The organism is Streptomyces sp. MspMP-M5 (genome assembly GCF_000373585.1).
Taxonomy (GTDB): domain Bacteria; phylum Actinomycetota; class Actinomycetes; order Streptomycetales; family Streptomycetaceae; genus Streptomyces.
Map to the genome: position 1 here is coordinate 110,234 of NZ_KB891896.1, position 14,565 is coordinate 124,798.

The following is a 14,565-nucleotide window of genomic DNA, read 5'->3' on the forward strand; positions in this document are numbered from 1 at the left end:
CCCCCTGCCCCGCAGGCCCGTCACCGCACCCAACAGCCCCGCGCAGCGGATCGGCGATGCCCCGCGCAGCGGACAACAGCCAAGCGCCGCCAGGCGCAACAAGGCGACCCCCTACGGCGGAGGCGCCGACAACGTGGGGGCACCCCCGGCCGGAGGCGGGACACTCATGCGCAGAACACCTCCGCCTGTGGGTTGCGCCACCGAGTCAGGCTTGTGCCCGCAGCGCAGGACCTCAACGAGACGGGTAACCCTTCCGGATGCATCAGAGGAAGAATCATGCAGGCCGACACTGCAGAAAATCTGTAGTTGCTGGAGTAGACATTGGTGTCGGCGGGGGCTAACGTCTTCTGCGTAACCCGGAAGTCAGAAGGGCGCGGCAGAGACGAACTGCCGTGCAAGCAGGTCAATGCAGGAGGGGCCCGGCAGCGGAGCGGTGGAGCCGGAAGTGGTGGGTTCTTCCGCTGGCTGCCGGGCCGAGCGGCCCAAGGGGCCGCACAGCAGTACCGTGTCACCAGCCAGTGCAGAAAGATCGAAGAGGTAAGGAGCAGAACGCCATCAGGATCGCCCGGGGTCGGGACGATGTCCGCCTGGGTACCGCAGACCCCGGATTGGAAGGTGGTCCCCGGTCACACAACCGCGATCCCCGCAGCCCCGCCCTCGCGGGTGGACCTGCGGAAGAAGAAGGCCGGTGCAGTCAGCCGGCAGATGGTGTTGAAAGCTCGGGGCCCGGGCGCCATTTGGCGCTCGGGCCCCTCGATGCGTCCCCGGAAGAAGAGGTCTATGCCCCCTCGCAGTACCCGCCCTGCCGACAAGTTCGACGACGACGACTATCCCGCCTACACCATGGGCCGGGCTGCCGAGATGCTCGGTGCCACGCCGGCCTTCCTGCGCGCGTTGGGTGAGCACCGCTTGATCACCCCGCTGCGGTCTGAAGGCGGCCACCGCCGCTACTCCCGCTACCAGCTGCGTATTGCCGGCCGGGCTCGCGAACTCGTCGACTCCGGTACGCCCATCGAGGCCGCCTGCCGCATCATCATCCTCGAGGATCAGCTTGAGGAAGCCCAGCGCATCAACGAAGAACTCCGCAGTCACGGCCGGCCTGAGCCCTCGGCCTGAGCCTCGCTCGACTGTCGAACGAGACGGAGCACTCGAAGGCGGGGGCACGGTCTCCAACGGCGATTCGTCGAGCGGCGTCGCGCCGCCGCAGCGCACCGCGTACTTCTCCAGGGCGCGCAGGCCCGGCGTCGTCTTACGGGTGTCGCGGACATTTCAACGCGCGCAGCGGAATCGCCCGCGCAGCGGACAAGCAATGCGCGCCGGCGCAAAAGCAACGGCAAGCCCCCTACGGCGGGAAGCCGACAACGCACGGACGGCGGTCGAATACACTGCACCGCCAGGTGCAATTTGCTGGACGGGGCGCAGGCGTGCTCCAATGCCTCGCAGGGCGGAGGCCGCCGACCGGCCGCGCCCCCGGAAGACGCTGCCGCCAAAAGATCTCAGAGGTTCGCGCGCATGATCACCACTTTGCACGTCGCGGACGAAGTCCGCTCCCTCGCGCCCGGTTACGGGTACCTCGCCGTGGAGGCGCACGGACTGCGCAACGGGCCCAGCGACGAGGCCAGTTCGGCGCTGCTGGACGACGCCGCCCGGCGGCTCGCCGAGCGGCTCGGCGGGCGGGCGCCGCAGGACGACCCGCACGTCGCCGCCTGGCGCGCCGCGTACACCGCGTTCGGCTGCAAGCCCTCCCGCACCCGCAACTCCGCCGAGGCGCTCGCCCGGCGTGCCCTCACCGACGGCGGGCTGCCGCGCATCAACCGCCTGGTCGACGTCTACAACGCGATCAGCGTCGCCCATCTCGTCCCGGTGGGCGGTGAGGACCTGGACCGTATCCAGGGGGAGATGCGGCTCGTCCGGGCCACGGGGGACGAGCCGTTCGCCACCGCCGCCGGTGGCGCGGAGGCCGTGGAGCACCCCGAGGCGGGCGAGGTCGTCTGGTGCGACGACGCGGGCGTGACCTGCCGGCGCTGGAACTGGCGGCAGGGCGTGCGCACCCGGCTCACCGAGGAGTCGGTGAACGCGCTCTTCCTGCTGGAGCGGATGGCGCCGATGACGTTCGACGCGCTGCGGGCCGCCGGCACCGAACTCGCCGAGGCGCTGGAGAAGCTCTGCCCGGGAGCGCGGGTGGAGGTCGGCGAGGTCCAGGGCCGGGAGTGACCCGGAGGGTTACGCGCCGCCGCCGGGGGCCGGGGCCGTGCCGCCGAGGTGGGCCGGGATCCACCAGGTGTCCTCGGCGTCCCGGGGGCGTACGGGGTAGGCGCGCTGGGCGGCTTCCAGGAGGTCCTGGACGCGGGCCCGCAGGCGGTCGGTGATCTTCTCGGCCTGGTCGGCCGGATCGGCCGCCACCGGCTCGCCCACCCGGATCGTTATCGGGAAGTGGTGGCGGCCCAGCTGGCGCTTGTGGCCCTTGGTCCACAGCCGCTGGGTGCCCCACAGTGCCATCGGGAGCAGCGGGACACCGGCCTCCTGGGCCAGCCGTGCCGCGCCCGACTTGAAGTTCTTCAGGGTGAACGACTCGGAGATCGTCGCCTCGGGGAAGACTCCGATGATCTCGCCGGAGCGCAGCGCGGAGAGCGCGTGCTTGTAGGCGTGGGTGCCCTGCGTACGGTCCACCGGGATGTGCTTCATGGCCCGCATCAGCGGCCCGGACACCTTGTGCCGGAAGACCGATTCCTTGGCCATGAACCGCACCAGCCGCTTGGCCGGGCGGGCCGCCAGCCCGCAGAAGACGAAGTCCAGATAGCCGATGTGATTGCTCACCAGCACCGCGCCGCCGCGCCGCGGGATGTGCTCCGTGCCGGCCACGTCGAACTTCAGGTCCATGGTCTTGAAGAGCGTACGGGCGGCGCCGATGACGGGCGGGTAGACGAACTCGGCCATGTCCGGGGACCCCTTCTCTGTGCCTGGGGAGGGTTCTCCCGGCGGAAACCTACGCAGAGGTAACTCTGCGGCTCGGGAGATCGTGCCCGATGTTCGCTGTCGGCGGCCAGCGGGTGGGCGCCTCCCGGCGGGAGATTCTCGTCACGTGGGAGCGGCGGGGGAGGGAAAGCAGCAGGTCGCGGGCGGTGTCGGGAGGGGTGCGTCCGGTGTTGGCGTCACGCGGCAGGTCGTTGTGCGGTGGGCTCTCGTGGAGAGCGTGGAGTGCGGTGGTGGTGTGTGGGCGGGAATCTTTGCGGTCCTGGGGACGCTGCATGCTGGGAAGGGGCGCGGAAGCGGGGCGGCGACGGGGCGGCGGGCGGGTTCGTCGGTCGCAGGGACGGAAGGACGAAGGTGGGCGAGCGGGGCGACGAGGCGCGGTTGGTGGCCGCGGAGATCGGTGCGGAGCTGGGGGAGCGGGCGACCCTCGTCCAGTTCTCCAGTGCGTTCTGCCAACCCTGCCGGGCCACCCGGCGGGTGCTGGCCGATGTCGCGGGGATGGTCGAGGGCGTGGCCCATGTCGAGATCGACGCGGAGGACCGTCTGGAGCTGGTGCGCCGGCTGGAGATCCTCCGCACGCCGACGGTGCTGGTGCTCGACAGGCACGGTGCGGTCGTCCGCCGTGCCGCGGGACAGCCGCGCAAGGCCGACGTCATAGCGGCACTGGGGGCGGCGGTCCGTGATTGATCTCCCAGATTCCGGGCGCCACTTGACGCTGTGGGTCACGCGTCGTCAGCCTGACGTCATGCGGCCAGGCATCTTCCTTCTTCTGTACGGACGCGCGCACGTCGATCTGCAGCGGACCGCCAGCGCGCGCTGTCCCGGCGTGTGAGCAGCGACGACATCACCGCCGCCGCCCGCCGTTCGGCCGCCGGCGGCCCCGCCCGGGCTCGCAGCCCACAGCAGAAGGACAACTCCATGACGGTCTCGCCCGAACTGGACACGGCCCGTACCGCCTCCCCGGAACTCCTGCGCTCCGTCTTCCGCCGGCACGCCGCGGGCGTCGCGGTGATCACCGCGGCCGGTCCCGGCCCCGTCGGCTTCACCGCCACCTCGCTCACCTCCGTCGCCGCCGAACCTCCGCTGCTCTCCTTCGGTATCGGCACCGGCGCCTCCAGTTGGCCCGTGGTCTCCGAGGCCGCGCACATAGGCGTCCACCTCCTCGGCGAGGACCAGGAGGAGTTGGCCGCCACCTTCGCCCGCAGCGGCGCCGACCGGTTCGGACCGGCCACCTCCTGGCGCACCGGGCCCGAGGGCGTGCCCCTGCTGGACGGCGTGGTGGCCTGGCTGGTGTGCCGGGTGGTCGCCCGGATCCCGGCCGGCGACCACCGGATCGTGCTCGCCGAGCCGGTCGCCGGCGACCCCACCGGCCCGGGCCGGCCGCTCCTCTACCACCAGGGCGGCTTCAACGCGTTGCGGGACTGACGGGTTCCTCCGGACCTGCTGCGTCGCCCCGTCGGAGCCGTTGGGAAGGTCACATTTCGACGGCCTTGATTCAGGGCGACAGAGTGTATGTACTAGCGAGTAACATGGCGGTCGGCGCGGGGATCCGTATCCGACCGGGAGCCGCCCCGTGAGGCGCCTATGCTGCCAGCACAAGGCAGTTCTGAAGAGACGAAGCAGGTAGGAGAGCCGGCGTGAGCTTGAGGATCGTTGTCTGTGTGAAGTACGTGCCCGACGCCACCGGCGACCGGCACTTCGCCGAGGACCTGACCGTCGACCGGGACGACGTGGACGGCCTCCTCTCGGAGCTCGACGAGTACGCCGTCGAGCAGGCCCTGCAGATCAAGGAAGCCAACGACGACGACGCGGAGATCACGGTCCTGACCGTCGGTCCCGAGGACGCCACCGACGCGCTGCGCAAGGCGCTGTCGATGGGTGCCGACAAGGCCGTTCACGTCGAGGACGACGACCTGCACGGCACCGACGCGCTCGGCACCTCGCTCGTGCTCGCCAAGGCCATCGAGAAGACCGGCTACGACCTCGTAGTCTGCGGTATGGCCTCCACCGACGGCACCATGGGCGTGCTGCCCGCACTGCTCGCCGAGCGGCTCGGTGTCCCGCAGGCGACCCAGCTCTCCCAGGTCGCCGTCGCCGACGGCAAGGTCACCGGCCGCCGGGACGGCGACACCGCCAGCGAGCAGCTGGAGGCCGCGCTGCCGGCCGTCGTCTCCGTCACCGACCAGTCGGGCGAGGCGCGTTACCCCTCCTTCAAGGGCATCATGGCGGCCAAGAAGAAGCCGCTGGAGACCCTGGACCTGGAGGACCTGGACATCGAGGCCGAGGAGGTCGGCCTGGAGGGTGCCTGGACCAAGGTCGAGTCGGCCACCGAGCGCCCGGCCCGTACCAAGGGCACGATCGTCACGGACGAGGGCGAGGGCGCCAAGCAGCTCGCCGAGTTCCTCGCGGGCCAGAAGTTCATCTGAGCCGCGGGCCCGGGGCGCCACCCCGGGCCGGGACCGCCGCGGCGGCCGGGTCGAGGGTCAACTCCCCTCTCTCCGCCCGTATCTGACGGTCCGTCGGAACCGCCTGTCCTCCTCCTCTCGCCCGCACTCTTCTCGCAGGAGCAATTCCCATGGCTGAAGTCCTTGTCTACGTCGACCACGTGGACGGCGCCGTCCGCAAGCCCACCCTCGAACTGCTCACCCTCGCCCGCCGCATCGGTGAGCCGGTCGCCGTGCACCTCGGCGCCGGCGTGGACACCGCCGCCCCCGTGCTCGCCGAGCACGGCGCGGTGAAGGTCCTGGCCGCCGACGCCCCGGAGTTCGCCGAGTACCTCGTCGCCCCGAAGGTCGACGCGCTGCAGGCCGCCCACGACGCGGTGTCGCCGGTCGCCGTCCTGCTGCCGTCCTCCGCCGAGGGCAAGGAGATCGGCGCCCGCCTGGCCGTCCGGATCGGCTCCGGCATCATCACCGACGCCGTGGACGTCGAGGCCGGTGACGAGGGTCCGGTGGCCACCCAGTCGGTCTTCGCGGCCTCGTACACCACCAAGTCGCGGATCACCAAGGGCACCCCGGTCATCACCGTCAAGCCCAACTCCGCCGCACCGGAGGCCGCGCCGGCCGCCGGCGCGGTCGAGCAGCTCGCGGTGACCGTCGCGGACGCCTCCAAGGGCACCAAGATCGTCTCGCGCACCCCGCGCGAGTCGACCGGCCGCCCGGAGCTGACCGAGGCCGCGATCGTGGTCTCCGGTGGCCGCGGCGTCAACGGTGCCGAGAACTTCCCGGTCATCGAGGCGCTCGCCGACTCGCTCGGCGCGGCCGTCGGCGCCTCGCGCGCCGCGGTGGACGCCGGCTGGTACCCGCACACCAACCAGGTCGGCCAGACCGGCAAGTCGGTCTCGCCGCAGCTGTACATCGCGGCCGGCATCTCCGGCGCGATCCAGCACCGTGCCGGTATGCAGACCTCGAAGACCATCGTCGCGATCAACAAGGACGCCGAGGCGCCGATCTTCGACCTGGTCGACTACGGCGTGGTCGGCGACCTCTTCGCCGTCGTCCCGGCGCTGACCGAAGAGGTCAAGACCCGCAAGGGCTGACCCGGCCGGGCCCGCCACGGCCCGCGCACACCGCATGGCCGAAGGCCCCGTACGTCAACTGCGTACGGGGCCTTCGGCCGTGGGGGCGGTCGCGCTCCCCGGGCCCCGGTCCCGCCGTGCGGGCGGCGCCATGGAGTCGTCGGTCCGCGGCGGGCCGGTGACCTGCGTCGCCACGGCGGGGAAGGTGTTGACCTCGCCTACCGACACCGTTAGCTTCGCTATACGGATTGTTGATTCCGTTAAGCGGAAATGCTCGGGGTCGGTGACGGCGGCGGGCACAAGCACCGGGAGGGTACCGAAATGGGGCAGCAGGAGACCGTGGCGACGAGCCTCGCGGACACCGTACGCGAGGGCATCGGAGCCGCTCTCGCCGAGGTGGACGCCGATCTGGCGCGGCGCTACCCAGGCGACCCCGGCACCCGCCAGCCGGTCCACACGGTCTACGTCCCCGGCGACGCCTTCACCGCCGGCACCATCCGCTCCTGGGGCGAGAAGGCACTCGCCATGCTCGACGAGCACGCCCCCGACGCCGGCGCGCTCGCGGCCGTCCTCGGCCTCCCCGACGACCTCGCCGGCCCGGTCTACGAACGGGTCCGCGCCAAGCTGGAGCGCGAGCCCGTCGAGGACCTGCGGATCGACTTCGAGGACGGCTACGGCCCGCGGTCCGACGCCGAGGAGGACGAGACCGCCGCCCGCGCCGCCGCCCTGGTCGCAGCCGCCTACGGAGACGGAACTGCCGCGCCCTGCATGGGCATTCGCATGAAGTGCATGGAGGCCGCCGTCCGCGACCGCGGCATCCGCACCCTGGACATCTTCCTCACCGGCCTCATGGAGGCCGGCGGACTCCCCGACGGCCTGGTGCTCACCCTCCCCAAGGTCACCTACGCCGAGCAGGTCACCGCCATGGTCCGGCTGCTGGAGGCGTTCGAGAAGGCCCGCGGTCTGGCGCCCGGCCGGATCGGCTTCGAGATCCAGATCGAGACCACCCAGGCCATCCTGGGCGCCGACGGCCGCGCCACCGTCGCCCGCATGATCGAGGCCGCCGAGGGCCGCGCCACCTCCCTCCACTACGGCACCTTCGACTACAGCGCCTCCTGCGGCGTCAGCGCCGCCTACCAGGCCAGCGACCACCCCGCCGCCGACCACGCCAAGGCCGTCATGCAGGTCGCCGCCGCCGGCACCGGCGTCCGGGTCTCCGACGGCTCCACCAATGTGCTGCCGGTCGGCCCCACCGCCCAGGTCCACGACGCCTGGCGGCTGCACCACGGCCTGACCCGCCGCGCCCTTTCCCGCGCCTACTACCAGGGCTGGGACATGCACCCGGGCCACCTGCCGACCCGCTACGCCGCCGTCTACGCCTTCTACCGCGAGGGCCTGGAGAAGGCCGCCGCCCGGCTCGCCGCCTATGTGGCCAAGGCCGGCGGCGACGTCATGGACGAGCCCGCCACCGCGAAGGCCCTCAGCGGCTACCTCCTCCGCGGCCTCGACTGCGGCGCCCTCGACACCGACGAGGTCGCCCGCCTTACGGGGCTGACGCGGACGGAACTTGACCGGCTGGCGGGGCGTCCCGCGAAGCTTGGCTGACGCGGCGGGTGCGTCCCGTACGTTGCCCGCTGTCCCGCCGTGGTGGGGTTTCCGCCTTCGGCGGAGGGGTTGTCGGGGCGGGGCCCCGCTGGGTGGTGGGTGCCGGGTTCGGTGCCTCCGGGGTGGGTGTTCGGACTGCTTCGCTTGACGTCCGAGCACCCACCCCTCCGGCACCGCCCCCTCCCGTACGCGGACGGGGCCCCGCCCCGGTGGGAGAAGAGGTACAAGCAGCACCCCGCTCCGGCCCTCTTCCGCCACCCCCACCGGGCGGGGGCGCCCAACTCACGGGAGGGGGCGGGCCGGAGGGGGCGGGTTTCCGGACGTAAAGCGAAGCAGTCCGGAAACCCGCCCCCGGAGGACCGCACCCGGCACCCACCACCCAGCGGGCGCCCCCGCCCGACACCCCCCCTCCGCCGAAGGCGGAAAACCGCAACCCGCACGGCGGGATAGCCGACCACGTGGGGCGTCACCCGGTGGGCCGGATCTCACCGGACCCCCGCGCGATCAAGCGCGTGGGGATCTCCAGCCGCTTCGGCGGTTCGTCGGCGCCGTCGAGACGGCGGAAGAGGAGGGCGGCGGCGGTGCGGCCGAGGTGGGCCGCGTCCTGGGCGACGACCGTGATGGCGGGGTGGACGAGGTCGGCGAGTTCGAAGTCGTCGAAGCCGACCAGGGCGACCGGGCGCGGGTGGTCGCGCAGGACCCGGACGGCGGTGACGGTGACGCGGTTGTTGCCGGCGAAGAGGGCGGTGACCGGCTCGGGGGCGGTCAGCATGGCCGCGGCCGCGGCGCGGACCCGGTCGGGGGCGGTGGAGCCGGGGGCGACCCAGGCGTCGGCGACCGGCAGACCGGCCTCGGCCATCGCGGTGCGGTAGCCGCGCAGCCGCTCCTTGGCGGTGTGGATGCCCGGCTGGTCGCCGATGAAGCCGATCCGGCGGTGGCCGTGCGCGATGAGGTGGGCGACCGCGGCCCGGGCACCGCCGAAGTTGTCGGAGAGGACCACGTCGGCGTCGATCCGGCCGGCCGGGCGGTCGACGAAGACGGTCGCGACGCCGGCGGCTATCTCGGGCTCCAGATAGCGGTGGTCGTCGCCGGCCGGGATGACGACCAGCCCGTCCACCCGGCGGGCGCACAGCGCCAGCACCAGTTCCTGTTCGCGGGCCGGGTCCTCGGCGCTGGAGCCGTTGATCAGCAGGGCGCCGTGGCTGCGCGCGACCTCCTCCACGGCGCGGCTGAGCGGGCCGTAGAAGGGGTCGGCGAGGTCTTCGAGGACCAGACCGACGCTGGACGTGCGGCCCTTGCGCAGGATCCGGGCGGAGTCGTTGCGGCGGAAGCCGAGCGCGGTGATGGCCTCCTGGACGCGGCGTTCGGTGTCCGGGGTGACGCCCGGTTCGCCGTTGACCACCCGGGAGACGGTCTTCAGGCCGACGCCGGCGCGCGCCGCGACATCCTTCATCGTGGGGCGGGTGCCGTAGCGATGGGAGGTGCCGCGGGCGGTCTCGGTCACGTGTGGGGTCCTGTCTGGAGGGGGCGTATGCGGTGCCGGCGCGCGGACGGACGGGGCGCGCGGCCGGACCGTCGTGTGGCGACGAGCATAGCCCCTGGACAACGTTGTCAAATGTCGGAAGACTGGCGTTCTCACGCCGGGCCGGACCCCCGGCCCCCCGGGCCCACCAGGAGAATTCGACACCGATGCAGACGGACCTCAGCGCAGCGCTGGACATTGGCGGCACCAAGATCGCCGGCGCTCTGGTGGACGCGCAGGGCAGACTCGTCGTCCGGGCCGCCCGGCCGACCCCCGCGGACCAGGACGGCGCCACCGTGATGCGTGCGGTGGCCGAGGTCGTCCGGGAGCTGGCCGCCGGGCCGGACTGGGCGCGGGTGGCGGCCGTCGGCATCGGCAGCGCCGGCCCGGTGGACGCCGCGGCCGGCACCGTCAGCCCGGTCAACATCCCCGGGTGGCGCGACTTTCCGCTGGTCGCCGGGGTGCGGGCGCTGGTCGGGGAGCTCCCGGTGACGCTGGTCGGCGACGGGGTCGCGATGACCGCGGCGGAGCACTGGCAGGGCGCCGCGCGCGGCCACGACAACGCGCTGTGCATGGTGGTCTCCACCGGGGTCGGCGGCGGTCTGATCCTCAACGGGCGGCTGCATCCGGGGCCTTCGGGCAACGCGGGCCACATCGGGCACATCAGCGTCGACCTCGACGGCGACCCGTGTCCCTGCGGGGCGCGCGGCTGCGTGGAGCGGATCGCCAGCGGCCCCAACATCGCCCGCCGGGCGCTGGCCGACGGCTGGCGGCCGGGCCCCGACGGGGACACCAGCGCCGCCGCGGTCGCCGCCGCGGCGCACGCCGGCGACCCGGTCGCGCTGCGCTCCTTCGCCCGGGCCGGTCAGGCGCTGGCCGCCGGGATCGCCGCCACCGCCACCCTCGTCGAGATCGACATAGCGGTCGTCGGCGGCGGGGTCGCGGGCGCCGGCGAGGTGCTGTTCGCCCCGTTGCGCTCCGCTCTGCGGGACTATGCGACGCTGTCGTTCGTCTCCGGGCTGACCGTGGTCCCCGCGCAGACGGGGACGGATGCCGGCGTGGTGGGTGCCGCCGCGGCCGCCGCGCAACAGTCCCGTCTCGATGCGTTCGCCCCTGCTCCATAGGGGCATCGGTCGCACCCCTCCGCCCCGTAGTCTGGTGCCGGCCGCCTGAGGCCGCGGCGCGGCGCTCCCGGCGCCGGGACGTACCGGCCGCGGCGGGGCATGGATGCGTAGCGAGGGGATCGGCACGGTGACTTCGGGGGAGCACGAGCAGCGCGGGGCGGACGAGGCCGGTGTGGCGGGCGGTGCGAACGGCCCCGGACCGGCGGGCCGGGAGCCGGGCGGCGCGGCCGGCGGGGTGCCGCGGGCGGCCTCCCGCAGCGGGCCCCGGCGCGGTGCCGACGACGACCTGACCGGGCGGGTGCTGGGCGGCCGTTACCGCGTCACCGGCCGGATCGGCCGCGGCGGGATGGGCGTGGTCTGCCGGGCCGACGACCAGGTGCTGGGCCGCGAGGTCGCCCTCAAGGTCCTGCGGGCCTACACGGACGCCTCCGCTCCGGAACTCGCCGACCTGCGGACCCGGATGCAGCGCGAGGCGCGGGCCGCGGCCCGGATCCGGCACTCCGGCGTGGTGACCGTCCACGACGTCATCGAGGAGGACGGGCGCCCGGTCATCGTCATGGAGCTGGTGGACGGGCCGTCACTGGACGACGCCGTAGGCGACCACGGGCCGATGGAACCCCGGGAGATCGCCCGCGTAGGCGCCGCCGTGATGGACGCGCTGGCCGCCGCCCACCAGGTGGGCGTGCTGCACCGCGACGTCAAGCCGGGCAACGTCCTGCTCGACCGCACCGGCCGGGTGGTGCTCACCGACTTCGGCATCGCCAGCGTCGAGGCCCCCGGCGACGGCGCCACCACCAACATCACCCGCAGCGGCGAACTCGTCGGCTCCCTCGACTACTTGCCGCCCGAGCGCGCCCAGGGCATGGACCCCACCCCGGCCTCGGACATCTGGTCGCTGGGCATGACGCTGTACGCGGCGGTCGAGGGCGGCACCGCGCCGTTCCGCCGCACGTCGGTGTACTCCACGCTGACCGCGATCGTCACCGAACCGCTGCCCGAGCCGCGCCGAGCCGGTCCGCTGACGCCCGTGCTGCACGCCCTGATGGCCAAGAACCCGGCCGACCGCCCGTCCGCCGCCGAGGCCCGCAGCATGCTCCGGGCGGTGGCCGACGGCCGTGACCCCGGCGTGACGCCGCCCGCCCCGCCGTCGCCCGCCCCGTCCGGCCTGCCGTACGCGCCCACCGCGACGGACGTGACCGCGGGGGCCGGGCCGGTGCCCGGTCCCGCGGGCGCCGGCGTGGCTCCGGTCGGCTGGCTCGGCGGCCCCGGTGCCCAGGGGGGTGTCACCCCGCAGCCCCCGGCCCCGTACGCACCGCAGGGGCCGGCCGCTCACGATCCGTCGGCCACCGCGGCCGGCTCCTCGATGGGCGCCACCGGCCCGCACCCCTATCCGGGCGGCACGGACAGCGACACCGCCCGGCTGCCGGCCCGTCGCCGTCGCCGGGTGCTGCTGGCCGTGGCGGCGGTGGTGGCGGTGCTGGCCGGCGGCGGTGGGCTCACCTACGCGCTGGTCGGCGGCGGCTCCGGCGACCGGGACACCGCGGCCGGCCGGCCGCCGGCGGCGCCGGCCGGCTCGTCCGCGGCGGGCCGGCCCAGCGTGTCCGCCGGGAAGGGCGGCGACGGCAAGGCCCTGAGCCCGTCGCCGTCCGGCGCGACGACCCCCGCGGGCGACGCCTCCGCGTCCGGGAGCCCCAAGCCCGGTGGCCCGGGCGGCAGTCCGGGCGGCCAGACCGGCGGAGCGGCCGCGGGCGGCGGCCAGGGAGGCGCGGACGGCGGCGCCTCCGGCGGCGGATCGCACGGTGGCGCGGCGGGCGGTGCGCACGGCGGCACGACCGGTGGCTCCGGCGGCGGGTCCGGGTCCGGCGGTACCGGCGGGGGCAGCGGCGGCACCGGCGGCGGAGAGCCGAGCCAGGGACCGTCCTGCGTCGACATCGGCGGCGGCAAGGCCAACTGCACCGTGTGGCGGACCGCGACCTCGTACACCGCCGCCTTCCAGCAGGTCGGCCACCTCAACATGGGCACCAACTACTTCTACTGCCAGGCGAAGCTGGGCCGTCGCGAGACGTCCGGGAAGTGGACCAACGTGTGGTGGGCCAAGACCGACGACGACAGCGGGAACTCCGGCGTCTACATCAGCGTCGTCTACCTCACCGGCGGGGAGAACGACCAGCCGGTGCCCGGGCTGCGGGTCTGCTGAACCGCGGGCGGCGCGCCCCGTACGCCGGGGCCCACGGGACTCCGGCATATGCGACGTACCGCCCCGCCTCCGGTCGGCCGCACGCCGTGCGTGGGTGGGGGTTTCGGTGCTGGAGGGGCGGGGGAGCGCTTGTTTGCCGGGACTTCGCGGCGGGGGAAGCGGACCGGCATCCTCCGTGCGGTGTGTTCCAGAGGCGGTGTTCCCGGCCTTGCCCGCGGCCCGTGGTCCCGAGCGTTTCCGTGGCAGGGTGTTGCGGGCAACTCACCTGGGTCTAGGGAAGAGGGGAAACCGTGATCGTCTGGCTGAACGGCACGTTCGGTGCGGGCAAGACCACTGCGGCTCATGAATTGCTCGACCTGCTTCCCGGAAGCACGCTCTACGACCCCGAACTCCTCGGCAGCGGGCTGCGGTTGATGCTGCCGGCCAAGCGGTTCGAGGCGGTGGACGACTACCAGGACCTGCCGTCCTGGCGGCGCATGGTGGTGGACACCGCGGCCGCACTGCTCACTGAGGTGCCGGGCCCGCTGGTCACGCCGATGACGCTGCTGCGCCAGGAGTACCGCGACGAGATCTTCGGCTCCCTCGCCGCCCGTCGGATTCCCGTCCGGCATGTTCTGCTCCACGCGGAGGAAACGATCCTGCGCGAGCGCATATCCCGCCGCGAGGAAACCCCCGGTGACCCCGAGGGCAGCGCCTCCGTACGCCGCTGGTGCCTGGAGCACCTCGCGCCCTACGCCCGGGCGCTGGGCTGGCTCGAAAACGACGCGCACGTCGTGGACACCACGACGCTGACGCCGCGTCAGACCGCCGAGCGGGTCGCCGAGGCCGTCCGCACCGGAGCCGGCGCCTGCGACATCGTGCAGACCCCCGAACCCACCGCGGAGACCCTCGCCGCCGGCGTGCTCCTCTTCGACGACCGGGACCGCGTGCTGCTGGTCGATCCGACGTACAAGCCCGGCTGGGAGTTCCCCGGCGGCATAGTGGAACCGGGCGAGCCACCCGCTCGCGCGGGCGTGCGCGAGGTCGCCGAGGAACTCGGCATCCAACTCCCGTGCACCCCAAGGCTGTTGGTCCTCGACTGGGAAGCGCCCAAGCCGCCCGGCTTCGGCGGCCTCCGCCTCCTCTTCGACGGCGGCACCCTCACCGAGGACCGCATCCGCGACCTCCTCCTCCCCGGCTCCGAACTCCGCGCCTGGCGCTTCGTCACGGAATCCGAGGCGGAGTCGATGCTGCCGCCGGTACGGTGGAACCGTCTGCGGTGGGCGCTTCGCGCGCGGGAGCGGGGGTGTCCGCTGCACCTTGAGGCGGGTGTGCCGTTGGGGTAAGCCCCTTTTTTTGCGCCTGGCGGCGCGGGCCTCGCCGTACGTTGTCGGGTCCCCCGCCGTGGCCGCCTGGCGGCGCGTTGCTTTTGTCCGCTGCGCGGGGCGGGTCCGCTGCGCGGGGCATCGCCGATCCGCTGCGCGGGGCTGTTCGGCCGCGGTGCCGGGCCTGCGGGGCAGGGGGTGTGTCCGGACTGCTTCGCTTTACGTCCGGACACACCCCCTGCCCCTCCGACCCGTCCCCTCCCGTGGGTTGGGTGGAATTGAGGTGCGTTGGGGTGCGCCCCGGTGGGTCAGTGCTGGCACTG

The 14,565-nt window shown here is 73.5% G+C and carries 12 protein-coding genes and 1 pseudogene; 10 read left to right on the forward strand and 3 right to left on the reverse strand.

The genetic code is table 11. The features are described 5' to 3' along the window. Positions 1–780 precede the first annotated feature (780 nt). A complete protein-coding gene (locus B073_RS0120200; RefSeq protein WP_018539897.1) occupies positions 781–1,116 on the forward strand; it encodes a MerR family transcriptional regulator in 336 nt (111 codons plus the stop codon). An 81-nt stretch (positions 1,117–1,197) separates the two neighbouring features. Here the strand turns inward: B073_RS0120200 and B073_RS49310 are convergent. Continuing rightward, positions 1,198–1,266, reverse strand: a pseudogene (locus B073_RS49310) (hypothetical protein); the annotation flags it as partial. Positions 1,267–1,512: 246 nt separating this feature from the next. Between B073_RS49310 and B073_RS0120205 the strand changes: the two are divergent. Further along, complete coding sequence (locus B073_RS0120205; protein WP_018539898.1) at positions 1,513–2,214, forward strand: B3/4 domain-containing protein; 702 nt, start codon at positions 1,513–1,515, stop codon at positions 2,212–2,214. 9 nt (positions 2,215–2,223) lie between these two features. Here the strand turns inward: B073_RS0120205 and B073_RS0120210 are convergent, their stop codons facing one another. Beyond that, complete coding sequence (locus tag B073_RS0120210; protein WP_018539899.1) at positions 2,224–2,937, reverse strand: lysophospholipid acyltransferase family protein; 714 nt, start codon at positions 2,935–2,937, stop codon at positions 2,224–2,226. Positions 2,938–3,327: 390 nt separating this feature from the next. Between B073_RS0120210 and B073_RS0120215 the strand changes: the two genes are divergently transcribed. From B073_RS0120215 to B073_RS0120240, 5 genes are all read left to right on the forward strand, one after another. Further along, on the forward strand, positions 3,328–3,660 hold the full coding sequence (locus B073_RS0120215) for a TlpA family protein disulfide reductase (RefSeq protein ID WP_018539900.1): 333 nt from the start codon (positions 3,328–3,330) through the stop codon (positions 3,658–3,660). 231 nt (positions 3,661–3,891) lie between these two features. Next, positions 3,892–4,398: a flavin reductase family protein gene (locus B073_RS0120220; RefSeq protein ID WP_026247552.1), complete on the forward strand. Its 507-nt coding sequence runs from the start codon at positions 3,892–3,894 to the stop codon at positions 4,396–4,398. 212 nt (positions 4,399–4,610) lie between these two features. Then, positions 4,611–5,399 (forward strand): electron transfer flavoprotein subunit beta/FixA family protein, encoded by a 789-nt coding sequence (locus B073_RS0120225; RefSeq protein WP_026247553.1) that lies wholly within the window; start codon positions 4,611–4,613, stop codon positions 5,397–5,399. Between the two features lie 149 nt (positions 5,400–5,548). Then, on the forward strand, positions 5,549–6,511 hold the full coding sequence (locus B073_RS0120230) for an electron transfer flavoprotein subunit alpha/FixB family protein (protein WP_018539903.1): 963 nt from the start codon (positions 5,549–5,551) through the stop codon (positions 6,509–6,511). 300 nt (positions 6,512–6,811) lie between these two features. Further along, a complete protein-coding gene (locus B073_RS0120240) occupies positions 6,812–8,095 on the forward strand; it encodes a DUF6986 family protein (RefSeq protein WP_026247554.1) in 1,284 nt (427 codons plus the stop codon). 466 nt (positions 8,096–8,561) lie between these two features. On the opposite strand, the gene B073_RS0120245 is transcribed toward B073_RS0120240, so the two are convergent. After that, complete coding sequence (locus tag B073_RS0120245; RefSeq protein ID WP_018539906.1) at positions 8,562–9,599, reverse strand: LacI family DNA-binding transcriptional regulator; 1,038 nt, start codon at positions 9,597–9,599, stop codon at positions 8,562–8,564. A 185-nt stretch (positions 9,600–9,784) separates the two neighbouring features. Here B073_RS0120245 and B073_RS0120250 point away from each other — a divergent pair, with 185 nt between their 5' ends. From B073_RS0120250 to B073_RS0120260, 3 genes are all read left to right on the forward strand, one after another. After that, complete coding sequence (locus B073_RS0120250; protein WP_018539907.1) at positions 9,785–10,741, forward strand: ROK family protein; 957 nt, start codon at positions 9,785–9,787, stop codon at positions 10,739–10,741. 127 nt (positions 10,742–10,868) lie between these two features. After that, positions 10,869–12,938, forward strand: coding sequence for a serine/threonine-protein kinase (locus B073_RS0120255; protein ID WP_324608800.1), 2,070 nt, complete (start codon positions 10,869–10,871; stop codon positions 12,936–12,938). A gap of 290 nt (positions 12,939–13,228) precedes the next feature. Then, entirely contained in the window at positions 13,229–14,263 is a 1,035-nt protein-coding gene (locus B073_RS0120260; RefSeq protein ID WP_018539908.1) for an NUDIX hydrolase, read from the forward strand. Positions 14,264–14,565 lie beyond the last annotated feature (302 nt).

Excerpts from the sequence above, each read along its gene's own strand:
- B073_RS0120200 (WP_018539897.1), top strand. The coding sequence starts at position 781 with ATGCCCCCTCGCAGTACCCGCCCTGCCGACAAGTTCGACGACGACGAC.
- B073_RS0120205 (WP_018539898.1), top strand. The coding sequence starts at position 1,513 with ATGATCACCACTTTGCACGTCGCGGACGAAGTCCGCTCCCTCGCGCCC.
- B073_RS0120250 (WP_018539907.1), top strand. The coding sequence starts at position 9,785 with ATGCAGACGGACCTCAGCGCAGCGCTGGACATTGGCGGCACCAAGATC.
- B073_RS0120240 (WP_026247554.1), top strand. The coding sequence starts at position 6,812 with ATGGGGCAGCAGGAGACCGTGGCGACGAGCCTCGCGGACACCGTACGC.
- B073_RS0120220 (WP_026247552.1), top strand. The coding sequence starts at position 3,892 with ATGACGGTCTCGCCCGAACTGGACACGGCCCGTACCGCCTCCCCGGAA.
- B073_RS0120210 (WP_018539899.1), bottom strand. The coding sequence starts at position 2,937 with ATGGCCGAGTTCGTCTACCCGCCCGTCATCGGCGCCGCCCGTACGCTC.
- B073_RS0120230 (WP_018539903.1), top strand. The coding sequence starts at position 5,549 with ATGGCTGAAGTCCTTGTCTACGTCGACCACGTGGACGGCGCCGTCCGC.